Source organism: Bradyrhizobium sp. BEA-2-5 (genome assembly GCF_032918025.1).
Classification (GTDB): Bacteria; Pseudomonadota; Alphaproteobacteria; order Rhizobiales; family Xanthobacteraceae; genus Bradyrhizobium; species Bradyrhizobium pachyrhizi.
The window spans coordinates 1642883-1667515 of record NZ_CP136629.1 but is presented as its reverse complement, the minus strand read 5'-3'; the positions used below and the strand labels follow the sequence as shown (position 1 = coordinate 1667515).

Annotated in this window: 20 protein-coding genes and 1 pseudogene; 7 read left to right on the top strand and 14 right to left on the bottom strand. The window is 63.5% G+C overall.

Going from position 1 to position 24633, the window contains the following annotated elements; translation table 11 throughout:
- Nucleotides 1-305 precede the first annotated feature (305 nt).
- Nucleotides 306-3110 carry a CHAT domain-containing tetratricopeptide repeat protein gene (locus tag RX327_RS07750; RefSeq protein WP_317249949.1) on the top strand — a complete coding sequence of 935 codons (2805 nt, stop codon included), beginning with the start codon at nucleotides 306-308 and terminating at the stop codon, nucleotides 3108-3110.
- Between the two features lie 169 nt (nucleotides 3111-3279).
- Complete coding sequence (locus tag RX327_RS07745) at nucleotides 3280-3516, top strand: hypothetical protein (RefSeq protein ID WP_317249948.1); 237 nt, start codon at nucleotides 3280-3282, stop codon at nucleotides 3514-3516.
- Between the two features lie 53 nt (nucleotides 3517-3569).
- Here the strand turns inward: RX327_RS07745 and RX327_RS07740 are convergent, their stop codons facing one another.
- Entirely contained in the window at nucleotides 3570-4226 is a 657-nt protein-coding gene (locus RX327_RS07740; RefSeq protein WP_317249947.1) for a hypothetical protein, read from the bottom strand.
- A 433-nt stretch (nucleotides 4227-4659) separates the two neighbouring features.
- On the opposite strand from RX327_RS07740, the gene RX327_RS07735 reads away from it, so the two are divergent.
- On the top strand, nucleotides 4660-5451 hold the full coding sequence (locus RX327_RS07735) for a hypothetical protein (protein WP_317249946.1): 792 nt from the start codon (nucleotides 4660-4662) through the stop codon (nucleotides 5449-5451).
- An 83-nt stretch (nucleotides 5452-5534) separates the two neighbouring features.
- Here the strand turns inward: RX327_RS07735 and RX327_RS39215 are convergent, their stop codons facing one another.
- The 3 genes from RX327_RS39215 to dnaG form a co-directional block, all read right to left on the bottom strand.
- Nucleotides 5535-5714 carry a DNA methyltransferase gene (locus RX327_RS39215; RefSeq protein WP_410712175.1) on the bottom strand — a complete coding sequence of 60 codons (180 nt, stop codon included), beginning with the start codon at nucleotides 5712-5714 and terminating at the stop codon, nucleotides 5535-5537.
- 135 nt (nucleotides 5715-5849) lie between these two features.
- Nucleotides 5850-7982 carry an RNA polymerase sigma factor RpoD gene (gene rpoD / locus RX327_RS07730; RefSeq protein ID WP_317249945.1) on the bottom strand — a complete coding sequence of 711 codons (2133 nt, stop codon included), beginning with the start codon at nucleotides 7980-7982 and terminating at the stop codon, nucleotides 5850-5852.
- Between the two features lie 253 nt (nucleotides 7983-8235).
- Complete coding sequence (gene dnaG / locus RX327_RS07725) at nucleotides 8236-10257, bottom strand: DNA primase (protein WP_317249944.1); 2022 nt, start codon at nucleotides 10255-10257, stop codon at nucleotides 8236-8238.
- Between the two features lie 210 nt (nucleotides 10258-10467).
- On the opposite strand from dnaG, the gene RX327_RS07720 reads away from it, so the two are divergent.
- Nucleotides 10468-11022 carry a chlorite dismutase family protein gene (locus RX327_RS07720; RefSeq protein ID WP_317249943.1) on the top strand — a complete coding sequence of 185 codons (555 nt, stop codon included), beginning with the start codon at nucleotides 10468-10470 and terminating at the stop codon, nucleotides 11020-11022.
- 123 nt (nucleotides 11023-11145) lie between these two features.
- Here the strand turns inward: RX327_RS07720 and RX327_RS07715 are convergent, their stop codons facing one another.
- From RX327_RS07715 to RX327_RS07705, 3 genes are all read right to left on the bottom strand, one after another.
- Nucleotides 11146-11541, bottom strand: a complete 396-nt coding sequence (locus tag RX327_RS07715; protein WP_317249942.1) for a gamma-glutamylcyclotransferase family protein — start codon at nucleotides 11539-11541, stop codon at nucleotides 11146-11148.
- A 109-nt stretch (nucleotides 11542-11650) separates the two neighbouring features.
- Nucleotides 11651-12463 carry a transglutaminase-like domain-containing protein gene (locus tag RX327_RS07710; protein ID WP_050384158.1) on the bottom strand — a complete coding sequence of 271 codons (813 nt, stop codon included), beginning with the start codon at nucleotides 12461-12463 and terminating at the stop codon, nucleotides 11651-11653.
- 2 nt (nucleotides 12464-12465) lie between these two features.
- Nucleotides 12466-13365: a transglutaminase N-terminal domain-containing protein gene (locus RX327_RS07705; RefSeq protein ID WP_050384159.1), complete on the bottom strand. Its 900-nt coding sequence runs from the start codon at nucleotides 13363-13365 to the stop codon at nucleotides 12466-12468.
- A gap of 104 nt (nucleotides 13366-13469) precedes the next feature.
- Between RX327_RS07705 and RX327_RS07700 the strand changes: the two are divergent.
- Nucleotides 13470-14265: pseudogene (locus tag RX327_RS07700) on the top strand (N-formylglutamate amidohydrolase).
- 253 nt (nucleotides 14266-14518) lie between these two features.
- On the top strand, nucleotides 14519-16294 hold the full coding sequence (locus RX327_RS07695) for an adenylate/guanylate cyclase domain-containing protein (protein WP_317249941.1): 1776 nt from the start codon (nucleotides 14519-14521) through the stop codon (nucleotides 16292-16294).
- Nucleotides 16295-16484: 190 nt separating this feature from the next.
- Here the strand turns inward: RX327_RS07695 and RX327_RS07690 are convergent, their stop codons facing one another.
- The 5 genes from RX327_RS07690 to RX327_RS07670 all read right to left on the bottom strand — a co-directional run bounded on the left by RX327_RS07690 (nucleotide 16485) and on the right by RX327_RS07670 (nucleotide 22844).
- On the bottom strand, nucleotides 16485-16667 hold the full coding sequence (locus RX327_RS07690) for a hypothetical protein (RefSeq protein WP_050384161.1): 183 nt from the start codon (nucleotides 16665-16667) through the stop codon (nucleotides 16485-16487).
- Nucleotides 16668-16674: 7 nt separating this feature from the next.
- Complete coding sequence (locus RX327_RS07685; protein WP_317249940.1) at nucleotides 16675-17763, bottom strand: PepSY-associated TM helix domain-containing protein; 1089 nt, start codon at nucleotides 17761-17763, stop codon at nucleotides 16675-16677.
- Between the two features lie 239 nt (nucleotides 17764-18002).
- Nucleotides 18003-20264 (bottom strand): TonB-dependent siderophore receptor, encoded by a 2262-nt coding sequence (locus RX327_RS07680; protein ID WP_410712174.1) that lies wholly within the window; start codon nucleotides 20262-20264, stop codon nucleotides 18003-18005.
- A gap of 336 nt (nucleotides 20265-20600) precedes the next feature.
- Nucleotides 20601-21806, bottom strand: coding sequence for an NAD(P)/FAD-dependent oxidoreductase (locus RX327_RS07675; protein ID WP_317249938.1), 1206 nt, complete (start codon nucleotides 21804-21806; stop codon nucleotides 20601-20603).
- Nucleotides 21807-21893: 87 nt separating this feature from the next.
- Complete coding sequence (locus RX327_RS07670) at nucleotides 21894-22844, bottom strand: AraC family transcriptional regulator (protein WP_317249937.1); 951 nt, start codon at nucleotides 22842-22844, stop codon at nucleotides 21894-21896.
- Between the two features lie 363 nt (nucleotides 22845-23207).
- On the opposite strand from RX327_RS07670, the gene RX327_RS07665 reads away from it, so the two are divergent.
- Nucleotides 23208-24137, top strand: coding sequence for an AraC family transcriptional regulator (locus tag RX327_RS07665; RefSeq protein ID WP_317249936.1), 930 nt, complete (start codon nucleotides 23208-23210; stop codon nucleotides 24135-24137).
- A gap of 12 nt (nucleotides 24138-24149) precedes the next feature.
- Here RX327_RS07665 and RX327_RS07660 read toward each other — a convergent pair whose 3' ends face one another.
- Both RX327_RS07660 and RX327_RS07655 read right to left on the bottom strand, forming a co-directional pair.
- Nucleotides 24150-24329 (bottom strand): hypothetical protein, encoded by a 180-nt coding sequence (locus RX327_RS07660; RefSeq protein WP_317249935.1) that lies wholly within the window; start codon nucleotides 24327-24329, stop codon nucleotides 24150-24152.
- A gap of 9 nt (nucleotides 24330-24338) precedes the next feature.
- On the bottom strand, nucleotides 24339-24572 hold the full coding sequence (locus RX327_RS07655) for a DUF6894 family protein (protein WP_028333132.1): 234 nt from the start codon (nucleotides 24570-24572) through the stop codon (nucleotides 24339-24341).
- Nucleotides 24573-24633: the final 61 nt, after the last annotated feature.

Below are 24633 nucleotides of genomic sequence, written 5' to 3'. Positions count from 1 at the left end.
GCGAACGGCCGGCCTACCGGCGGTAACATCATCCGTTGGCTTGACTGCCGGTGGCATGCAAGCGGCGGTGCCCGGGGCGAGCGACGCACCGCACGGCAGCATTTGAGGACGCGACGCATGAACGCCGAAGCCGCCGGCCGCGACCAAAAGCACGGGCTGGGCAAGCCGCTTCCGCCGCCAGGCGGCCGGCCGCGCTGTCTTGTTCATGCAAAGCCGCGCCGCTAAAGCCAGGCACGCCGGCTGCAACGCCGCCTTCACTGGGGACACCATCCGATGACGCGTCTGGGGATGAGGATGTGCTGCCGATGACGATCGCCGGGGGTTTCGCACGCGCGCGCAGGGCTGCCGCTTCGATCGGTGTCGTGCTCGCGCTCGGCGCTATTTTGAGCGCAGCGATCGACACCGCCGCCGCGCAGAACGCCCCCGCCAAACGCGCGCCGGTGCAAGGCGCCGGCAGCACACAGGCGATCGCCGCGCAAATGAAGAACGCCGGCGCGCTGACGCGCGGCGGCAAGTTCGACGCGGGCTATGCACAGCTGCTTGCAGCACTGGATGCCGCAGACAAGCTCGACGACGCCCAGTTCGTCATGGAGCAGTATTTCGACGCGACCGCGACGCTGCGCGCGGTCAAGCGCGACGATCTCGCCGAAAAACTGTTCGTACGCGCGTTCCAGAGCAAGGCGGCGGCGCAGAGGCCGCCCGGCAATGCCGACGTGCTGCTGATGTACGCGATCCTGCTGTCGGACCACGCCAGGATCGCCGAAGCCGTTCCGCTCTACATGAAGGCGATCGCGGCGTTCAACGCCTATTGGGGCGAAGGCTCCGAGGAATCGCTGATCGCGAGCGACAAGCTCGCGGTCGCGCTGTCCGCCAACGGCTCGGCGGCGTCGGCGACCAATTTGGGCCGGCACAATTTCGAGCGCGCGGAGAAGGCGCTGGGGCCCGACCACCGCACCACCTGGAAGCTCGCCAACAATTATGCCGACATGCTGCGCGAGATCGGCGCGCCGGCGAAGGCGCTCGAGCTCGATCTGTTCGCGATCGAGAAGCGCGCCAGACATTATGGCGAGAACCATCTCAACACGCTGGTGACGGTCAACAACGCCGGCCAGGATTTCCTCAACCTCGGCCGCTTCGACGACGCCCGCCGCTATTTCCGCCGCCACCGCGCGATCGCGGTCGCGATGGCGCCGAAGGATCCGAGCTTTGCCGGACAGGCCGACGCCTGGCTGTTCTACACCGACATGCTCGCCGCCGGCGACGCCGCGATCGCGCCGGCCGACTTGGCGCGGCTGGAGGCGATTGTCGCCAATGACGCGAATTTTGCGGACTTCCTGCGCATCAAATCCGCGGTGCTGGCTGCCGGCCGACGCGAGCAGCGCGGCGAGCGGGACAAGGGGATGCGGCTGCGCGAGACCGCGCTGGCGATTTCGACCCGCGCCTTCACGGCGCAGCATCCGATCAGCTTCGAGATCAAGCTCGGCATCGCGGCCGCGCTGATCGCTGATGATCCGACCCGCGCGGTGCGGGCCTTCGCCGCGCTCGACCGCGAGATGTTCGACTGGATGAAGCGCGAGGTCGGCACATCGGGCGATCGCGCCGTCGCCGAAGCGATCCGCGCCCATGCCGACCATCTCTTGTTCGCGTTCGGCCGCTTCGCCACCGGCGCCGGCTCCGCCGTGGCGCAGCCGGCCTTTGCCGCCGCCGTGCTGCGCTGGAAGACACTCGGCGGCGCCGACGCCACGGCGCTGCGCCAGCTCGAGACGCAAATGGCCGGCAAGGACGAGGAGACCGCGACGCTGCTGCGCACGGCGCTCCGGCTCAACGGCGAAAAGCAGGAGCTGTTCTCGTCGGGCAATATCGACGACTGGGCGCGATCGGTGTGGGGGCGGCAGGACGCCGCCGAGAAGGCGCTGCAGAAGCGGCTCGATGCGATCGGCGCGAAGCTGCCGCAGGACCCGATCCGTCCGTCACAGCTGCTCGCGGCGCAGGAAGCCGTCGTCAACTATTTCATCACCCGGCAATGGAAGGCGGATCGCCAGGCGAGTGCGCCGCTGGCGGCGACGGTGCTCTATGCGATCGTCGAGACTGCAACGAGCGAGCCGCGCGTGATCGATCTCGGCGATCCCGGCCGGATGGTCGACGCCGGCGTGCGCACCGAGATCGCGCGGCTGCGCGCGACGCGGGCCACCGTGCCCAATCCCGACGCTCACGCGCCCGACGTCAAGGGCCGCTTCCAGAATCTCCGGGCGCGGCTGTTCGCGCCGCTCGAGCCGCTGCTGCAGGACAAGACCACGCTCTATGTCGTGCCCGACGGCTTCCTGTTCGCCGTGCCGTTCGCGCTGCTGCCCGGCCGTGACGGCGGCCTGCTGGAGGACAAGTTCACGATCCGGATGCTGACCAGCCCCGATGCGCTGATCGCGATCCATACGCGCGAGACGCTCGATCAGCAGGGCGCGATGCTGCTCGCCGGCGGCATCGAATATGGCGAGCCGGGGCCGATGCCGCTGCCCGCAACCCGAACCGAGATCGAGGCGATCGCAAAACTCGCTCGCGCCCGCGGCGCGCCGGTCGAGATGCTGACCGGGCGCGGCGTCAGCGAAGGCACGCTGCGCGCGGCGATCGGCAAGGCGCGCATCGCGCATCTGGCGACGCACGGCTTCTATCACGACAGCACGGCGTCGGGCCTCGATACGCTGTGGCAGAGCGGCATCGTGCTGTCGGGCGCCGGCGACAGCCGATTTCCGCTGCGCGACGAGAATGACGGCTACCTCTATGCCTTCGAATTGATGGACTGGGACCTGTCCGGGCTCGACTTGCTGGTGCTGTCGGCCTGCGAAACCGGCCGCGGCGACGAGAGCTTCGTCAGCGGCCTGCGCGGCCTGCCGACCGCGCTCGGCATCGCCGGCGCGCGCCGCGCGCTGCTGACGCTGTGGCCGGTCGCCGACGAGGGCACCGCGAACTTCACCGTGCGGTTCTACGAGCACCTCGCGGAGGGCCTGACCTATTCCGATGCGCTGCGCCAGACGAGGCGCGATGCGCGCGACGGCAAGCTCGCGGGCGCGAGCGACGCCAGCGTGTGGGCGGCGTTCGTGCTGTTCGAGGGCTGAGCCGTATATGTCGTTGATGTGACCGGACGAGCGCCGCGAGCGCATGCCGGGCCGAATTGCGCCCGGCGTTGCGCAAGGGCCGCACGCAACCCGATCGCGCAGGGCAGACCGGCGCGCGGGCACAGGCGATTTGCTTTGACAGCGGCGCCCCGATCGACGACAAGCCGCCATGGCCAAGAAACCCGGAACCAATCCCAAAGGCGAATTCGCCTTCTTCAACGTCGTCTATGAAGACGATTCCCAACGCTCCAATCGCCGCGTGCCGTCGGAGCTCATTGGCGGGCTCGACGGCGACGAGCCGGTGCGCGCCTTCCTGCGCGAGCAGGACCGCGAGATCGCCGAAAAGAGCGGCCGCCCGGCGCTGGAGATCAAGCGGCTCGAGCGAGTGGGGGCGAAGAAGAAGTAGCGGCGGTAAAACAAGTCCTGACCTTCAGCTTGTCGACCGAACGAGCCAATACCCTATTGCAGCGCAAAGTCGAAGAATAGTTCGGCGTCAGTCAACCACTCTGCTATTACACTTGCGCTCGATGATGGATGCCGATAGCTCAGCAGTTCGGCTCCATTCTTAAATCGGGGGTAAGCGCGTCGCGTCACAAAATAATCGCTCGCTGCTCGCCACGTGTCGCGGTTTCGATGAGCATAGAAGTTCCGAAGGACGGCTATATCTGAAAACAACGTCGTATTTAGCGAAAGCGCAGTATCCAGTTCGGAAAGATTGCTACCTCCCAACGACGCCAATACTCTGCGGACATCGCGAGGATTGCGAAATTTGTGCTCGTCTCGCCGATCGATTGTGACTGGTCGGCCAAGTTTCCTGTACTTTACGCTATTCACTATGGACAAAGCCTGCGCACTTAAATGCGCATCACTCGGGAACGGTGGGACGGCTGTAAAAGTCCAGCGGCCAGACAAAGTCTTAGCACCAAAGTTCGAAGAGACCAAAAATTCGCGAAAGGTCGAAATGATTAAGTTGTCTAACTCGATAATGACATGCGCCCCCCATGCGTTCGAAGCGCGATCGTTGTCAATCAATAGCTTCGCTTGGCATTGGCGAAAGAAGGAAATTCGGCGATTGAATGCGCCTTGGATCTTGTGAAATCGGGAAGCTGCACGCATGTGGCTGCTAAGCCTCTGCCCCCCTTAGAGCCGAATTGAAGTATAGCATTCGTACGGCCCTAGTCGTATCAACGTTGGTTTTCGTTACTGTTTGCGTGAATTCAAGCAACTGTGGCGATCCTTCGGGATCACCGAGGGCCACCATCAAATCATCTCGAGTAACTGGTGAAGTATCCAGTTGCTCCGCAACTGCGGGCGCCAGCCGCTTCGCTTGATCGAGCAAGCCAAGATTATACTTGCGATCAAGCAATACAGAAATGATCGAATAGCTTTGGAATCGGAAACTCGAGGAGGATCGATTCTATGAAGTAGGATTGCGACCCCAGGCGATGTCAATGCTGCCCGTCAGCTCCTAAAACAATGTAGTCGCCGTTTGTCGCAGGCCTTTCTGAGAGAGGCATGCGATTCACCATACGAGTCGGCGACGCAATCGATGCTGCTTCTAGCGACATTTCGTCTCACCAGGAGAAAACTTCGAGAGCGAGATCTGATCGCAACTAATCCGACGTGGTGGCATTTGGGGCAATCCGACGTCAGCAGCGCCATTGCCTCGATAACAAGGACGCAGTTGGACGCGGAACTTGTCGAGCTAAGATCGAAAGTCTCAATTGCGAACGGAGGCAACAACGAGGTATCCCTCGTTAGGGGAGATTTACTTTCGGAGAATCTGCCGCAGATAAAGGCTGACGTGATCATAACGTCACCGCCGTATCTCACTCGTATCGACTACGTTAAGGCGACCCTACCTGAGCTTGTAGTTCTTTCACGCTTGGATGAAGAGTTGTCGATCGAGCAATTGCGTAAAGCGATGATCGGTTCACCCGTGGTTGGTCGTGGCCCGGATTGTATGCCGAGCCACATTGGAGAATACGCAAAATCGATTCTTACGCAGATTGCTTCGCATGAATCGAAAGCGTCGCGGACGTATTATTTGGCTTTTTTTAGCGCATATATTTCTAGAATGATCAGTGCCTTGGAGAAAATTGGCGGGATGTCTCGCCCTGGAGCGAGGATGGTTCTTGTGGTGCAGGGGTCTCACTACAAGGAAATATTCGTCGACTTGGCGCACCTTGCGACCGACTTTGCAAATTTTGCTGGCTTTGAGCTAGTAAGTCGGGCAAATTTCAACTTTAAGCAGAGTTTTGCGCAGCTCAACCCTAGGGCGAACGGCTACAGTTCGGAGACTGCACAGGAAACCGCGCTGCTCTTTAAGCGCTCGTACTGACCGGAAGTTGAATATGCTTGCTAATGCCTCACCGATGTCCGTCGGCGATTTTTGCAACGATCTCAAGGCTAACAAAATCACAATTAACGACGACTATCAGCGTAATTCAGGTCTTTGGTCGTCGTTGGCGAAAGCCGAGCTTTAGCCACGACAGCCATTGCAGGATTTATGTCAATACCGACCGCCGTTAATCCTGCTCCATTTGCGACACTTGTCGTAGTACCAGAGCCATTCCAAGGATCCAGCACCACCTGTCCGCTCACTACTTCGAGCGCGTCCAAAACATCTCGCACGAACTTCTGCGAGAAGCCCGCATAATACGGAAATAAAGACGATTGCCGCTCGAACGTCGTCTGCTTCGGTGACGAGAGCGCCGCCCCTCCCAGCGCTAGCACTGGTCAGTTGTCCAGGAACGACCGCAGCTTCCGCGACCTCGACGGATGCTTCAGCTTGCGCAGCGCCTTCGCTTCGATCTGGCGGATGCGCTCGCGCGTCACGCTGAACTGCTGGCCGACTTCTTCCAGCGTGTGGTCGGTGTTCATGCCGATGCCGAAGCGCATGCGCAGGACGCGTTCTTCGCGCGGCGTCAGGGACGCCAGCACGCGCGTGGTGGTCTCGCGCAGGTTGGACTGGATCGCGGCGTCGATCGGCAGGATCGCGTTCTTGTCCTCGATGAAATCGCCGAGATGCGAATCCTCCTCGTCACCGACGGGCGTCTCCAGCGACAGCGGCTCCTTGGCGATCTTGAGGACCTTGCGGACCTTCTCCAGGGGCATGCCGAGCTTCTCGGCGAGCTCTTCGGGCGTCGGCTCGCGGCCGATCTCGTTGAGCATCTGGCGGCTCGTGCGCACGATCTTGTTGATCGTCTCGATCATGTGCACGGGGATGCGGATGGTGCGGGCCTGGTCGGCGATCGAGCGGGTGATCGCCTGCCGGATCCACCACGTCGCGTAGGTCGAGAACTTGTAGCCGCGGCGATACTCGAACTTGTCGACCGCCTTCATCAGGCCGATGTTGCCTTCCTGGATCAGGTCGAGGAACTGCAGGCCGCGGTTGGTGTACTTCTTGGCGATCGAGATCACGAGACGGAGGTTGGCTTCCACCATCTCCTTCTTGGCCTGGCGGGCTTCGCGCTCGCCCTTCTGCACGGAGTGCACGATCTTGCGGAACTCGACGATCTCGAGGCCGGTGAGGGCAGCTAGCTGATGCACCTCGTGGCGAAGGTCCTTGATGCGGTCCTTCTCGTGGTGGACGAAATTCTTCCAGCCTTTTGCGGAAAGTTTCGAGACGCGGTTGAGCCAGCGCGGATCGAGCTCCGAGCCGGTGTAGTTGCGCAAGAAGTCCTCGCGCGCGACGCCGTGGCTGTCGGCAAGGCGCATCAGGCGGCCCTCATGCGAGACGAGGCGCTTGTTGATGTCGTAGAGCTGCTCGACGAGCGAGTCGATGCGCGCCTGGTTGAGGCGCAGCGACTTCACCTCGACGATGATCTCGTCCTTGAGCTTCTTGTACTTGCGCTCCTGGTGCGGCGAGAGCGACTCGTTCTGGAGCTGGTTCTGGATGTCCTGCTCCTGAAGCTTGCGCAGCTTCTTGTAGCTGTCGGCGATCTTGTCGAAGATCTCGACCACCTTCGGCTTGAGCTCGGCCTCGATCGCCGCGAGCGACATCTGGTTCTCGAACTCGTCGTCGTCCATGTCGGCTTCGGCGGCGGCCTCGCCCGGATCCTTCTCCTCGCTGGCGGCTTCGCCACCGGCGGGCGCGGCGCGGAACGGGGTCGGCGACGGCGGGGCGGCCGGCGGCGCGACGTGGGCTGGCGCGCTGCCTTGCGCATCGCCGCCATTGCCTTCAGCGGCGGCGCCCTCGGCGCCGTTGTTGCCGATCAGGTTCGGATTCATGCCGCCCTTGGCGTCCGGGCCGGCATAGGTCGCTTCGAGATCGATGATGTCGCGCAGGAAGATCTTGCCTTCGTTGAGCTCGTCGCGCCAGATGATGATGGCCTGGAAGGTCAGCGGGCTTTCGCACAGCCCTGCGATCATCGCCTCGCGGCCGGCCTCGATGCGCTTGGCGATCGCGATTTCGCCTTCGCGGGAGAGCAGCTCGACCGTGCCCATCTCGCGCAGATACATGCGCACCGGATCGTCGGTGCGCTCGCCCGGCTCGCTCTTCTTGACCTCGGTGACGGCCTTCTGGGTGACCTCGACGAGTTCGTTATCGGTCTCGTCGTCGGCCTCGTCCTTCTCCTCCTCGCCTTCGGTGTCGTCGGCTTCGGTGACGTTGATGCCCATGTCCGAGAGCATCGACATGATGTCCTCGATCTGTTCGGGCGAGGTCTGGTCGGACGGCAAGACTTCGTTGAGCTGATCGAAGGTCACGAAGCCGCGCTTCTTGGCCTGCTTGATCATCTTCTTCACGGCGGCGTCGGACAGGTCGAGCAAGGGCGAGGGCGCGTCCTGGGAGTCCTTCTCCGGCGCGTCCGCTGCCTTGTCGTCCTTTTCCTTGTCCTTCGCCTGCAGCGTCTTTGCCTTGGTGGCCATCCACTAAGCTCCCGAAACGCGGTCGTGCAAAATGGCGCCACGCACGCGCATCCGCACGAAATCTAGATTTACTCTCTCGACGCACAAAGGGCGGCGCATAATCTCGCCACCCCTGTCATCCGTCTCGACGGTTTCCAATCTGCAATAGCCGCGAGGCTATTAAGTTTCGCTTAACCCTGTTTTTGCAGCCAAACCATAGATTTGGCGAGTCTTTTTGCGGGTGCGACCAGCGCCGTCCGCAGCATTTTTGTTATCAGACATTACGCTGGAACCGGCCCGATAATTCGCCGAACCCTTCAATCAGGGCTTCGGTCCCGTCGGCTTCTGCCATCCGGGCCTGGATATCCTGCAACCATGCCAGATTGGCCTCGCTGGAGTCTTCAGCCAAAGCCGCTTCCGCATCTTTTCTTTCCCTAAGTAAGGCGTGGGTTTTCTGATGCAAGGCAACGAGTTGACGCCAGGTTGATAAAACGTCCTCGCGCGCCGCGCCGACCTGCGCGCCCCACACCGCCTGGGTTGTGATCGCCCGCTCAACCCTTTGAAGAATCTGGGATAATCCGCCCGCTTCGAGGTCGGCGCGCATCTTCTCGGCCTGCTCCTCGGCGTCGGGGGAGTGGTGGTGGTCGTTGGCGAAGGCGGCGATGATGCCGGCCCGGAGCTTATGGGCCTCGGGATGGGCCAGTTCCAGGGCGGCGACCTCCTCGAGGTGCTCATGCAGCAGCCAGGGGTGGTTGATCAGGCATTGCAGGATCAGGGCTTCCCGGCGGGACATGGCGCTGCGCTGGCCCTTCATGATCGGGCTGTTGGCCAATTGGGGGCTGGCGGCCTGATAGGGACCCCGTGAAAACCCGGGGGTGACACCGAACCGGCCGCCCTGTGGGCCTCCCTGTCGGCCGTTTTGGGCAGGTCCCCGGGGGGCAAACTGGCGGGGTGATTCGCCGCCGCGGCCGCCGCCGAAATTGCCCCGACCGTAGCCGCCGCGGCCATAACCGCCGCGTCCGCCCTCGGGCGCAAAATTGCGCTGCAGCCGCTCCTGCAGGTCCTGCCGGTAATAGCGCCGCACCACCTCGTCACGGATGCCGTTCGTGAGCTCCTTGATGCGCGCTTCCAGCGCGGCGCGGCGCTCGGGCGTGGCGAAATTGCCGCCTTCGAGCTCGCGCGACCAGATCATGTCGGCGAGCGGACGGGCAGCTCCGATCACCTCCTCGATCGCGCCGCGCCCGCCGGAGCGCACGAGATCGTCGGGGTCCTGCCCCTCAGGCAGCAGCGCAAAGCGCAGGCTCTTGCCGGGGCTGAGGAACGGCAGCGCGAGGTCCGCGGCACGGTAGGCCGCCTTCTGCCCGGCGCGGTCGCCGTCGAAGCAGAGGATCGGCTCGTCCGCCATCTTCCAGAGCAGCGCGAGCTGGCTCTCGGTGAGCGCGGTGCCGAGCGGCGCCACCGCACCTGCAAAGCCCGCGGTGACCATGGCGATGACGTCGACATAGCCTTCGACCACGATCAGCTGCGCGCCATCATGCGCGGCCTGCCGTGCGGTGAACAGATTGTAGAGATTGTCGCCCTTGTGGAAGAGCGGCGTCTCCGGCGAGTTCAGGTATTTTGCCGGAACGTCCTTCTCCAGCGCGCGTCCGCCGAAGGCGATGACGCGGCCGCGCAGATCCGTGATCGGAAACATCACCCGATCGCGGAAGCGGTCGTACGGCACGGGCTTGTCCTCGCCGGACACCAGAAGCCCGGTCTCGACCATGTCGTCGACGGAGATGCCGAGCTTGCCGAGATGCTCCTTCAGCGCGAAGCGATCGGGCGGGGCATAGCCGAGGCGGAACTGCAATTGCGTCGCCGGCGAGATGGCGCGGTCGGCAAGGTAGCCGCGCGCCTTGGCGCCGAGCCGCGAGGCCAGCGTCTCCGCGAAGAACTTCGTCGCCAGTTCCATCACGTCGTGCAGGGTGCGGCGGTGCTGCTCGTGCCGTGCGGCATCGGGCGTCACCGCCGGCAGCGGGACACCCGCCATCGCGGCGAGACGTTCCACTGCCTCGGGGAAAGTCACGCCCTCGGTCTTCATCAGGAAGTCGAAGATGTTGCCGTTCAGCCCGGACGAGAAGTCGAACCAGGCCTGCTTCTGGTCGTTGACGTAGAAGGACGGCGTCTTCTCCTGCTGGAACGGCGACAGCCCCTTCCACTCCCGCCCCGCCTTCTTCAGCTTGACGCGCTTGCCCACGACTTCGGAGACCGAAAGCCGGGCACGAAGCTCGTCGAGGAACTGGGGCGTGAAGCGCATCAGTCAGGATTTTGGGCTCGGGCGGCGAATCGCGGACAACCGGTTAGCCATATAGCGGCACGGCCCGCCATGCCGAACAATGTGGGGCTTTTCCGGGCTATTCACAGGTCTGGCCGGTCAGGGCTCCGTCGAGCGGGCTACCCCCAAATCCACGGTGGAGAGCCTGTGCGGCCACCTTGCCCCCTCCCCGCTTCCGGGATTGGATAGGCCATGTTCACGACATTCAGAGGCGGACAGAGCGGCGGCTGGCAGGTCACGTCCATCACACGGGTGAAGGGCGAGACGCTGCCGAAGGTCGCGGCGCTGTCGATCGTTGCGAGCGAGTCGATCGCGCTGCCGCTGCTGCCGGCGCAGACCTCCTGGCGGCTCGCCGGCGTCGCCAGCCATCTGCGCTACACCGAGAAGGAGGAGCGCGAGAAGCTCGTCGCCGTGCAGGCCGGCCTTGGCCGCATCGAGGCGACCAGCGCGGCGCTGATTCCGATCCGCAAGTCGCAGGCCTGGTGGGAGCTGACCCAGGAGGAGCGCCGCAGCATCTTCGAGGACAAGTCGCACCACATTGAAGGCACCCTGAAATTCCTCCCCGCGATCGCCCGCCAGCTGTTTCATTCGCGCGACCTCGGCATGCCCTTCGACTTCCTGACCTGGTTCGAGTTCGCCCCCGACCACGTCACCCTGTTCGACGAACTGGTCGGCATGCTGCGCGAGACCGAGGAGTGGACCTATGTCGAGCGCGAGGTCGATATCCGCGTGGTGCGGGAGGTGTGACGTACCCTCTTCATCGTCATGCCCGGGCTTGTCCCGGGCATCCACGTTCTTGCGCGCGGCAACGAAGACGTGGATGGCCGGGACAAGCCCGGCCATGACCTCATATGCGGTTACGTCCGAGCGCTAATGCTCGAGAAACTTTCCTGACGCGATCCGCGGCAGCTCGGTGACCGGCCAGTTGTAGAGATAGGTCCACGCCTCACGCGTGCTGCCGTCGGCGAGCGTGACCTCGAGCATCTCGCGGACATATTCGGTCGGCGGCGGAAAGCCTTCGCCGCAGGCTTCGTACATGTCGAATTCACGCAGCATGGCCTCGCGCTCACGCAAGCGAAACAGCTCACCATGCACGATGTCGGCCGGATCGTCCGACACGACCAGACCCGGATAATGCTTCACCAAATAGAGCCGGCCGCGGCACTGCGCCGGCCCGAGGAATTCGGCATGGCCCGCGAGCAGCCGCGCCATCGGATGGTCGAAGCCGCGCATCAGGGTGCCGTAGACGAAGAGAAGGTCGGTCATGGGTTCAGTTGTCATTCCGGGATGGTCCGAAGGACCAGACCCGGAATCTCGAAATTCCGGGTCTGGTGCTAACGCACCATCCCGGAATGACAGAAAATCCCGAGGGACGCTAGGCCGCCACCACTTCATCCGTCACCACGACGAACTTCGTCAGCGTCATGCGGCCGAAGCTCGTGGTGAGGGCGACGTCGGCGGCGTCGCGGCCGGTCGCCATCAGGATGCGGCCGATCCGCGGCGTGTTGTGGCGGGCATCGAAGGTGTACCACTGGCCGGACAGATAGACCTCGAACCAGCCGGAGAAATCCATCGGCGCGGGGTCCGGCGACACGCCGATGTCGCCGAGATAGCCGGTGCAGTAGCGCGCCGGAATGCCCATGCAGCGGCAGAAGGTGAGCGCCAGATGCGCGAAGTCGCGGCAGACGCCGGCGCGGCTTTCATAGACGTCGTGCGCCGACTTCATGTGATGGGCGTGCTGGTAGCCGAACGTCACGTGGTGGTGCACGAAATCGGTGATCGCCTGCACCCGCGCCCAGCCCTGCGGTGTGTTGCCGAACAGCGACCAGGCAACGTCGGTCAGCTTGTCGGTCTCGCAATAGCGGCTCGGCATCAGATAAAGCAGCATGTCGTCGGGCAATTGCTCGACCGGCACTTGCTGCGCCGCCGGATTGACGATGTCAGGCAGTCCGGAATCGCGCACCAGCGCGCTGCCGCGGAAGGTGACGCCACCGCTGGGGGCAACCAGCCGCCCGCAGACATTGCCGAAGCCGTCGCGATAGAGGCCGATCGGCACGTCCGGCTCAGTCGAAAGGCGCTCGGTGCCGACGATGTCGGCGTAGCGCGACGGATGGATCGACAGCATGATCACCATCGGGGTCGACTGCGCCGCCGTGTAGGTGATCTCGAAGCCGACCTTGATCTGCATCGTCAGGCCGTCTCCTGCTCCGCATTCTCGCCGACCGAGACCACGTTGATGTCGACATCCATGCCGAGAAAGGCATCCGCCACGCCGAGATAGACGCCGTGCAGCGGGATCGCCTGCCGCGGGTCGCGGGCCACCGCGACGCGGATCAGATCGCGCGTGCCGACGATGCCGTTGGTCGGATCGAACTCGATCCAGCCCGCGCTCGGCAGATAGACCTGCACCCAGGCATGGGTCGAGCCGCCGCCGACATAGCCATGCGCGCTGCCGGGCGGCATGGCGAGATAGCCGGAGACGAAGCGCGCAGCGATGCCGAGCCGGCGCAGCGCCTCGATCATGAACAGCGCATAGTCGCGGCAGGTGCCGGACTGCGTGCGCAGCGTGTCGAGCGGATGTTGGGTGCCCTGCTCATAGCGCTTGCGATAGCTGAACGCCTCGCGGATGCCGTGGGTCATGCCGCTGAGGATCTTGAAAGTCGGCGTCGGCGCCTCGACATCGAGGAAGCGCCGCGCCCAGGCCGACAGTTCGCCGTTCGGGTCGCCATATTGCGGCGTGATGAACTGCTGCAGGTCGGGGAATTCCTCATCGTCGTAGAGGAACGGATAGAAATAGGCGGGATCGTCCGGCGTCAGCGCGAACGTATCGGCCGGATTGTGCTCCACCGTCGCGGTCGAGACGAAGGACAGCGTGTCGGCGCGCTCGTCGAAGGCGGCGACCGCGACGCTGTTGCCGAACACGTCGTGGATCCAGCGCAGCGACATCGGCTGTGGATCGATCACAAGTGCGCTGTCGAGCACGCGCAGATCATGGCCGTCACGGGGGCGCAGCATGATGCGGTGTTCGCCGAACGCCACCGGGCGCGCGTAGCGATAAACGGTCTTGTGATGAATAGTCAGCAGCGGCATCTTCAAACAATCATCGTGATTTCGGGCCGCATAATCTATAGAGAAAGCTGCCCGATTCCAGATCAGCATGCCCCCTGAATAGGCAAAGTCGAGGAAAAAAGCCCTTGAATTACGGAGGCGGTCCATCGTTCCTGCTCGCGAGCACCGACGCTTCACCGGTTCTTGAACACAATGCCGGCGGCCGCTCGCCGTTCCTGTTCACCTGCGACCACTACGGCAGGCTGATTCCCTCTCCGCTCGGCGACCTCGGCCTGCCCGACAGCGAGCTCGTGCGGCACATCGCCTGGGACATCGGCATCGCCGGGGTCGCAACCCGGCTCTCGGAGCGGCTCGGCGCGCATTTGATCGCGCAGCCCTATTCGCGGCTTGTGATCGACTGCAACCGTCCGCCGCATGTCGCGAGCTCGATCCCGCTGATCAGCGAGGCTACCACGGTGCCGGGCAATGAAGGCCTGTCGCGCGAGGCCGCCGAGATGCGCCGCGCAGATCTTCGATCCCTATCACAAACGCATCGACGAGATCATCGGCGCGCGTGCGCGTCGGGGCCTGCCGACGGTGCTGGTGTCGCTGCACAGCTTCACGCCGGTCTACGCCGGCATCGCACGGCCCTGGCACATCGGTACGCTCTACCACCGCGACACGGTGCTGCCGCCGCTGCTGCTGAAGCACCTGCGCGCCGAGGGCGATCTCGTGGTCGGCGACAACGAGCCCTATGCGGTCAGCGACGAGACCGACTACACGATCCCCGTGCATGGCGAGACGCGCGGCCTGATGAATTCGGGCATCGAGATCCGCCAGGACCTGATCTCCGACCAGGCCGGCGAGACGGCGTGGGCCGAGCGGCTGGCGCGCATCCTCGGCGAGATCGAGGCGACGCTGCGCACGGAAGCGCTGATCTAGTGTCCCGCATCCGAAGTTCGCATCATTTGCCGCACCTTCGGAGCGAGCTTCGGATTCGATAAGGACACTAGCAAACTTATGATTCTAGTGTGCTTTATGAATGCGAAGTTCGTGAAAGTGGCTGCCGCGAAATCGCACGAACTTCGCATTCAGCACACTAGCGACTAACGGTCAGCCAGGGCGTGGCCTCTAGCCCGAAGCCAGCTCGACGTGCTTTAATTGGCTGGGTTGAACTTCCAAGTTAGGGTAGTCCGTGGCGCCCGAGCGAGTGGAAAGGCGACTGGCAGCAGTGCTGGCGGCAGATGTCGCCGGCTACAGCCGCCTGATGGGAACGGACGAGGAAGGCACGCTCGCGCGGCTCAAGGCGGCCAGAAAGAATCTCATTGATCCAACGATCGCCGCTCATCGCGGCCGTATCATCAAGACGACCGGCGACGGCATGCTGGCCGAATTCCACAGCGTCGTCGATGCCGTGCTCAGCTCTGTAGAGGTTCAGAGCAGGATGGCGGAGCTTAATGCATCCGCACCGCAACAGCAGCGGATCGAATTTCGCATCGGCATTCACGTCGGCGACATCATCATCGACAACAACGACATCTTCGGCGACGGCGTCAACATCGCCGCGCGGCTGGAGAACATCGCGGACCCGGGCGGCATATGCCTGTCTGACGACGCCTACCGGCAGATCCGGAGCAAGGTCGATGCGGCCTTCGAAGACATGGGCCAACAGAATCTGAAAAACATCACTGAACCGATCCGCGCCTGGCGCATAAAGATTGGCGCCAGAACTTCGGCTGAGCGCCATCCGACTCCTGCCGAATCCCATCGCGTGCGCCCGTTTTCGGGAAAGCCCTCCATCGCGGTGCTGCCGTTTCAGAACATGAGCGGCGACAGCGAGCAGGAGTATTTCGCGGACGGGATCGCGGAAGACGTCCTTACGACCCTGTCAAAGATTCAGGAATTGATGGTAATAGCTCGCAACTCGAGCTTCGCATTCAAGGGGCAGAACAGGGACATTCGCGAAATCGGGCAGATCCTGGGTGCTCGTTATCTGCTGGAGGGGAGCGTTCGAAAGATCGGCAATCGCATCAGGTTGACGGCGCAGTTGATTGATGGTCGAGACGGCGGTCATCTCTGGGCGGATCGCTTTGACGGAGACCTGGACGACGTGTTCGATCTCCAGGACCGAATTACGCAAGAGATCGTCGAAGCGCTTGAAGTCCAGTTGACCGTCGGCGAACGCGCAAGGGTGTGGAGAAAACGCTCGGGCAGTCCGCTGGCTTATGAGTATGTCTTAAAGGGACGCGCCCTGTACGTTAATTTCGCAAGGCAAACCCACGCACAGGCGCGGAAGCTTTTTGAACAGGCGGTCGAGATCAATGCCTCGTTTATGCCGGCGCTCTACTTGTTGGGTCTTACCCTGACTGACCAGGCGCGCTTCGGTTGGATCAAGGATGAAAATGAAGCGTATCAAGCCGCACTGGGCTGCGCTGATCGGGCTCTCGCCGCCGACCCTAGCTTTGGGGAAGCATACCTGGTGATCGGCTATGTTCGTATCTATCAACACCGTCATGATGAAGCTGTGGCAGCAGGAGAAACGGCGATCAGCCTCGCTCCCAGCAGCTCTGACGCCCATCACATGGCGGGCATGTACCACGGCTACGCCGGCAATTTCCGAAAAGCCGTCCTCTACGAGGAACACGCCCAACGGCTCAGCCCGATTGAGCGCAACGAATCCATGGTGGACGAAGCGCGCGCAAGATTTCATCTCGGAGATTTCGCGGCGGCGCACGATATAGCCTCCCGCGTCCTGAGGCAGCGGCCGCTCTGGCTGACCGCGCAGTCGACACTCATAGCGGCGCTCTGGAATCTCGGCCGGCAAGATGAAGCGCGCAGCATCTCAACCGACCTGCTGGCGGGCCACCCCAGTTTTAGCTTGGCCCGCTGGGCCAGGCTGCTGCCGTATCGTCGACAGGGCGACCTGGATGCATTGGTCAACCCGCTACGCATGGCGGGGCTCCCGGAGTGAAAACCCGTCATCTTACAATGCCGGCGCGACGCCACACGCAGGCACCTGCGCGGCCGCGACTGCTTGTTCGATTGCCGGTTCGGCTTCTCGCGCATCTCCGCGGATGAGACACCGCAGGGATCGGCATATTCCGATTGGATCGGCTTTGCTGAATGCGCGACCGGTTCGAGGCGCGATCAGGCCAACCCGATCAATTCGGCTGGCGCCGCCAGATGAAGTGCACGTAGAGTAGTACAGGCAGGCCGAGCCCGGCCCACGAGACCGCATCCCACCAGCCGTCGCCGACCAGCGCGCTGATCAATCCGACCGTGCTCACGATCGCGATGACGAGCGGAGCGGTGAAGATCTGGGTCAATGAACGATGCGAGACCATGCTGACGTCACGACGATAATGCGGGGTTGTCGAGGGAGGCGGCGTTGGCGATCGCGCGTTCCTGGCTCACGCCGGCCCTGCGGCGTCGCATCCACAGATACACACCGGTCACGAGGATGAAGATGGTCAGGATGTCGAGCAGCGCCCAGACGATCTTGAGCGGCATGCCGCCATAGTCGCCGAAATGCAGCGGCTGCGAGACGAACAGGGTCGTCACATACCAGGGCATGTCCCTTGTATCGGTCAGCTTGCCGGTTTCCGCGTCGATCAGCGCCGGCTTCAGCAGCCGCGAGGTCAGCGGCGTATCGCCGTGCAGGAACACCGCGTAGTGACTCTTGCTGCTGAACAGGGTTCCCGGGAAGGCGACGAAGCTCGGCGTCATGCCGGGCACCGCGTGGGTGGCCACTTCGACCGCCGCATTCAGCGAGGTCAGCTTCGACGGCACCGGCCGGTCCTTGTACTGCGCGGTCATTTCGGCGAGCTGGCCGAACTGCCACATCTTGAGGACGAGATCGGCCCAGGTGTTGATGACCCCGGTGAAACCGACGACCAGTGTCCAGGCGACGAGCAGGATGCCCGCGAGATTATGGACGTCGAGCCAGCGCACGACGCGGGTCCGCTGCGCGCGGTAGGCGCCGAAGCGCAGCTTCCGCATCGACGGCGCGTAGACCACGATCCCGGAGATGATCGCGACGCAGAACAGGATCCCCATCAATCCGAGGAACAGCTTGCCGGGCAGTCCGGCAAACATGTCGGTGTGCAGCTTCAGCATGATGTAGGTGAAGCGGCCGGTCACATCGGGCGCATCGAGATAGGCGCCGGTATGGGTGTCCATCCGGATCAGCAAATTGTTGGTCGGATCGGCATCGATGGTCGGACCGACGCTGACGAACATCGCGCTCGGATCGTCGCGATCCCAGATCAGGAAGTGAGGGACCTTTCCGGACGCCTGCTCCAGCGCGCTGCCGAGCAGACGGTCCAGATTGGCCGGCGGCGTGCCTGGCGGCACGTCGGCCGGCTTGACCTGGCTGTGCAGCAGATCGTCGATTTGCTCGTGGAAGATCAGCGGCAGGCCGGTGATGCAGAGCAGCAGCATGAACAACGTGCAAATCAGGCTGGTCCATTTATGGACAGCGCCCCATCGCCGCAAGGATCTGGTCGTCGCAGTCAATTTCGTCACCTAAAGTGCGATGAGATCAGGTTGGATCGTCATCGAGCTTTAGCCTCTTGTTGAAGCACGATCTTTCCGAAAAACCGCTTCGCACTTTTCGGGATCATGCTTTTGTTGAAGCATGATCTTTCCGAAAACCGCTTCGCACTTTTCGGGATCATGCTTTAGTTCCAGGTGTACTTCATCGTGCCCAGCACCGTGCGGCCATTGCCGAGGCCGCAATAGGGAAGCCCGGTCAGGCAGGACGCAACGTAGAAATGGTCGGTCAGATTGGTCACGTTGACCTGTGCCTTCCATCCCTTCAGGTCCGGCCGCAGATAGGCGAAGTCGTAGCTGACCGACGCATCGAGCAAGGAATAGGAGGGAATGACAAAGGTGTTGAAGTTGTCGCCGTAGGTCTCGCCGACATAGCGCACGCCGAGGCCGAGCCCAAGGCCCGCGAGCGCGCCGTCATACCAGGTATACTTGCCCCAGACCGCGACCTGGTCCTGCGCCGTGTTCATCATGTACTTGCCGGCATAGCCGGCAATGCTCGTCGTCACCCGCGGATCGAGATGGGTGTATCCCGCCGTGATCTCGAGCTCGCGCGTGAGATTGCCCTTCAGCTCGAGCTCGAAGCCGCGGACGCGCACGGCATCGGTCTGCACGTTGAACAGCGGATTGAGGGGATCGGCCGTCAGCACGTCCTGCTGACGGATATCGAACGCCGCCGCCGTCGCCATGAAGTTCGAGCCGTTCGGCTTGAACTTGACGCCGACCTCCGCGCCCTCGCCCGTCGTCGGCCTGAACGACCGGCCGGCGCTGTCGGCGCCGAGATTCGGTGTGAACGAGGTCCCGTAGCTGACATAGGGCGCGAGGCCGATATCGAACAGGTAGCTCAGGCCGATGCGCCCGGTTTGCGCCGAGTCGTCGCGCGAATAATGCCCGGCGGGCGGATAGAACGCCATGCTGGTGAAGCCGGAGCTGACCCAGTCCTGGCGCCCGCTCATGGTCAACGTCCAGCGATCGAGCTTGATCTGATCCTGCAGATAGGCGCCGAGCTGCGACTGCCTGTCGTCGCGAAGAATGAACGGCACCAGCGAGCTGGCTGACGGAACGGCGGTGCCGTAGACCGGACTATAGGCATCGATCGGCGCAATCGGCGTGGTGCGATAGTCGGTATTCGCCCACAGATCGAAGTAGTCGACACCGGCCAGCACCTTGTGGACCAGCGGCCCGGTCGCGAAATCCGCCTGCAGCTGATTGTCGAGCGCGACATTGGCGGCATTGGCCTTGACGTAGTTGTAGCTGCGCGCGACCAGACGATCCGTCACCATGCCCTCGGTCCGCACCGATGCGAGGTTGTTGCTGACCTGGGTGTAGCGCAGGTTTTGCCGGAACTGGAAGATGTTGTCGAAGCGATGCTCGAACGCGTAGCCAACCGCGAACTGCTCGAGATGATAGCCATCCAGCCCGGGCTCGCCGAGGTAACGACTGTAGGGAATATGTCCGTTGGGGTTGGGCAGGAAGGACACCTGTCCCGGGACGTATTGCTGGTAACCCTTGTTGTCGACCTTCTGGTACTGCGAGAGCACGGTGAAGCTGGTGTCGTAGGTCGGCCGCCAGGTGAAGCTCGGCGCGATGAACAGCTTGTTGTCCTGAACGAAGTCGGTCTGGCTGTTGCTGTCGCGGCCAAGGCCGACGATGCGGTAGAGGAACCGGCCGTCCTTGTCGGCCGGACCACCGATATCGAAGGCGCCCTGGAAGCGATCGAACGAGCCGAACGTGCCCTCGAACTCGTAATGCGGCGTCTCGGTGGGCCGCTTGCTGACCAGGTTCAACAAGCCGCCCGGATCGGACTGTCCATACAGGCCGGATGACGGGCCCTTCAGGACCTCGATCCGCTCGAGACCATAGGTCTCGATGCGCGGGACCGCGAAGGTCGTGGTGTCGGTCGGCAGCCGCAGCCCGTCGAGATAACGCGGCGCGGTGAAGCCCCGCAACTTGAACTCGTCGAAGAACGCGTTGGCGCCAAAACTTTCGATCGTCACGCCGGGCGTGTAGCGCAGCGCTTCGGTGATGTTCTGCGCACCCTGTGCCTGGATCTGATCCTGGGTGACGATCGAGATCGACTGCGGCGTCGTCAGCACCGGGCTGTCGGTCTTGGTTGCCGTGACGCTCTGGCTGGCGAGATAGCCGGTGACCGGCCCGTTGCCGCGCTCTCCGCCGCCACTCGCCCCCGGTGCTGGAACGTTCTGCGCGGGCGCCCGGTTCGCGATCGATCGCGGCGTCGTGCGTGCAGGACGCGCCGCGCGTCGCGCCGGCTGCGTTCGTCGCGCCTGCTGCTGTTGTTTCGGCGCTTCGACCGTCACCGGCGGCAGCGCCGATTGCGCAACGCTTTCACGCGGCATCACCACACTCAGCACGAACAAACCGCTGCCGGCCATGTACCCGGCCGCCAGCGCAGTGCGACGAAACATCCGACCCCCGTCAACTCACATCGCCTTCATCTTCGCCGTCACTAACACGATGAAAGACGTATGCAGCCGATCGGTGATTAGAACACGTCCAGTGTTGGGCTTATCGCCGATGGTGTTGCGAACTCGCAACGTGAACGCAGCGATACTGCGTCAATGCGCCTCAGATTTTTCGAGCACTTCTAAGGACGATTCTAAACTGCGTTTCGCTCCGCGATACTTCGAGTCGCTTCCGCGCACAGCGATCGAACGACGCCGCGCGCGGAAGCGATGATCGCAGTTGCGGTGCTCTCGCCGAGCCGAGCCTCAGACTTCGGTGACGTGCTCCGGATCAGCGGACGCAAGAGCGGCGGCACGCTCGGCTCGCGGCGGATAGATCCAGACGGTATTGATATCCCTCTTGGTCTTCTTGGCTTCGTCGCCTACCATTTCGACCTTGCGCTCCCAGCCGCGCGTGAACAGCGCGCCGGCCTCGCCGAGGTCGAGGCAGGTGACGTAGGCCCTCTGGTGGTACCGTTTGGTGGGGACGCCGAGCAGCTCGGCGGCCGCATTGTTGCCAGCGAAGGCGCCCATCCGTGTGGCGTGCTGGCAGGACATCAGTGCGTAATTGCCCTCGTCGTCGCAGGCGGCACGGGCCGCATCGCCGGTCGCGAAGACGCCCTCGACGCCCGGCACCCGCAAGCAGCGATCGACCAGCAGCCGGCCGAAATTGTCGCGTTCCGCCGGGATCTGCTCGGTCAGCGGCGCGGCGCGAATGCCCGCCGCCCAGACCACGGTCGCGGCCTCGATATGCTCGCCGTTGGAAAGCGTGACGCCGGACTTGCTGACCTCGGCGACGCCGGCGCCGAAGCGGCCTTCGACGCCGAGCTTGCGCATCGCGTCCTCGATGATCGGGCGCGGGCCCTCGCCCATGTCGGGCGCGATCGCCACGTTGCGATCGACGATGATGACGCGCGGTTTGGTGTCGCTGCCGAGGATTGCGCGGAGCCGCGCCGGCATTTCGGTGGCCGCCTCGATGCCGGTGAAGCCGCCGCCGGCGACGACGACCGTGTCGCGCGCCGCTGATGCCGGCTGCCTGGCGAGGTCGTGCAGATGACGGTCGAGCGCGATCGCGTCCGCAAGATTGTCGACACTGAAGCCATGCTCGGCGAGGCCGGGCACGTTCGGACGGAAAAGCCGGCTGCCGGTTGCCACCACAAGGCGATCATAGGGTAGCGTTTTGCGCGCGTCCTTGGCGGTGACGATCTGCACGGTGCGGGCCTTGGTGTCGACGGCTTCGGCGCTGCCCTGCACATAGACGACGTCGATCGCGTTGAAGACGTCGAGCAGCGGCGCGGTCAAGGTCTCCGGCTTCTTCTCGTAGAGCCGCGGGCGGACGACCAGGGTCGGCTCGGGTGCGACCAGCGCGATCTCGAGCTCCTCGGGCGAGACGCCCTGGATGTCGCGCAGGCGGGCTGCGGAAAGGGCGGCATACATGCCGGCGAAGCCGGCGCCGATGATGACTATTCGCATATGATGTCTCCTCTGGATGGCAGTGATGTAGCGAATTGGATTTGCGAGTGCCCCAGAGCGATTGCGCGACCTGAAGAGCGATTGCGGCTACCGCAGACGCCGCCGCCATTCGCTCGGCGTTTCGCCGGTGAGCTTCCTGAAGGCCGCGGCGAACGCCGTCTGCGAGGAATAGCCAAGCGCCGCAGCGATCGAGACGACCGGGTCGTCGGTGTCGCGCAGCATGTTCATGGCCTGCTCGAGCCGGTGCTGGCGCAGCCAGGCATGCGGCGAGAGCCCGGTGCTTTCCTTGAAGGCACGGCAGAAGTGAAAGCGCGAGAGGTCGGCATCGGACGCCAGCGCATCGAGGGAGACGTCCGCATCGCTGTCCGAGCGCAACCGTTCGATCGCGCGGAGCAGGACCTTCGGCGACAGCCCGCCCATTGTCGGCCCGATCGGGGTGGGAGAGCCGGTATGCGCGGCCAGGAGACGCGTGGCGAGCAGGTCCGTCAGTTGCTGTCTGAATAGCGTATCCAGCGCCGCACTGCCATCCAGGACGTCGGCCGCGCTGAGCAGCAGGCGGGATGTGATCGGATCGGGATGCGCCGTCCGCTCCAGCAGATCGATCGGAGCGCCGCCGCCGGCTTGGTCGGCCACGCGCTGAATCGTCTTGCGGGGAAGATAGAGAACAACGATATCAGCGGGCTTCGGGATATCCCAGCGGGAGCTTGATCCCTCGGGGATGATGATCACGACGCCGGGACGGAAGGTTCCGATCGCGACCGATCGTCCCGTTCGCCGCTCGATCCGCTGCATCGCGCCGCTATAGGCCATGATGACGTGATGGGTCATCGGCTCGACGACGTCGTGCAACGGCTTGTGCTTCCAATGGGCGATTCCCGCTCCGGATGAATCCAGAGCCATGCGAAAGGGCGTGGTGCCGAGCACGCGGGCCATCTCCGCATCTGGACGCCCTTCGGCAACTGGGACGGTGTTCTGGTAAGTGCCAGTCGCGGCGGGCGGAGGCTCGCGCAAAGGATGGTGCAGGACAGGCTTGCTCATGAGGCGTGCTCGCGTTTGAAGGCTCATGCGCTCCCTCCCTGCGGGCCGCTCCGTCGACCGATGAGGCGCGGAACTGTCGGAGCGTACTAAACGCGACGCGGCTCGAGCGTCTTTCCTGAAACCACCATGCTTTGTCCGTTTCTGCGCCGCGCCGGAGGTGCGGCATTTCGTGGCCCCGACGGATCAAACCGTCAAAACGCCTTGAAATCATTTTGAAATAATTGCCGCGGCGGAGTCGGCCGGCCGTTCATCATCGCGTGATGCGCCGAACGGCGCCTTGCCGATTTTCGCTAATGAGCTATCACCGCGCAGGATGCCGGTCACGGCAGACCCGGTCGGGTTCGCAGGCGGAAATTTTCGAGAATGGCACAGGCGGGCGTCTACGGACGAAGGCTCGGAGAGCCCTTGCAACTGAAGGACGCGCCCTCGCTGATCACGCGAACGCTGCGCAGCGCCGAGCTGGCGGTGACCGAAACCCGAAACGACGACCCGGTGCGGGATATGTCCGGCTCGCTGCCCGCCGACGACGCCTACCTCGTCAGCCTCAAGTTTCGCGATTACGACGATTGCGAATGCTGGGAGCAGGGCCGGTATGTCACCAAATCGAACATCCGCCGCGGCGCGACCTATCTGTACGACCTGAAGCGCGATCCGCGCTACGTGATCGACAAGCCGTTCCATTCTCTGTTCTTCCATCTGCCCCGTTCGGCATTGGACGACATGGCGAGGCAAAGCGGCGCGCCGCGGATCGGTGAGCTCGCCTATCAGCCCGGCGTCGGCCACGACGATGGCGTCATCCGACATCTCGGTGCCTCGCTGCTTGAAGCGTTAAAGCGGCCGGAGGAGACGAACCAGCTTTTCGTCGATCACATGATGCTCGCCTTCACTGCGCATGTCGCGCAGACCTATGGCGGATTGCGGCGCATCACCGCGCCGGCCCGTGGAGGCCTTGCCGCATGGCAAGCGAAGCAGGCCTGCGACAGGCTTGCGTCCGACCTCGGCGGGAAAATCCGGTTGCAGCAGATCGCAGCCGAGTTCGATCTCTCGGTCAGTCATTTTTCACGCGCATTTCGCGTCTCGACCGGCCTGCCGCCGCACCAATGGCTGCTGCGCCAGCGCGTGGACACGGCCAAGCAATTGATGACGGTGCGCGACCTGTCGCTGGCGGAGATCGCGATATCGGCCGGGTTCGCCAATCAAAGCCACTTCACCCGGGTGTTTTCCTCGGTGGTCGGCATCAGCCCGGCGGCGTGGCGGCGCGAGATGCACCGCCCGGCGAGAAGCGAGAGCTGAACAGCGCCGCGTTCAACCGGCCGGCGCGGCTCGCACGGCATGCTTGGCGCGCCATTTCGGGCCGGGCCCGCGCATGTAGTGCAGCTCGGGGCGGTAGGGATCGCGAATTCGCGCGATCAGATTCTGCAAGCCCGTCGTGATCGCGTTCCAGCTGTCGCGCAGAGCGAGCAATGATGCGTGCGGTGACAGCATGGCGCCCTCTCAGTGCGGCTTGCCGAGCACGGATGCGAAGGACAGGATCACGATCTCCTCGCCGGACTCGTCGCTGACATGCACGACCCAGTCGCGCCAGTCTTCCAGGCTGACCGTTGCGACCAGCGATCGCATCATGCACGTCGCCGCCTCGCATGCCTCCGAGAGGCTGGTCACCGAGGTGCCGCGGCGATCCATCAGCACCCCGTGCGTGGTCGAGCAATGGAAGAAGACCTGGGTCATGTGCGTATCCTCGCAAGCTCCGGACGAGAAGGTCGTCTTTGGAGCTCCACGTTTCTTCGAC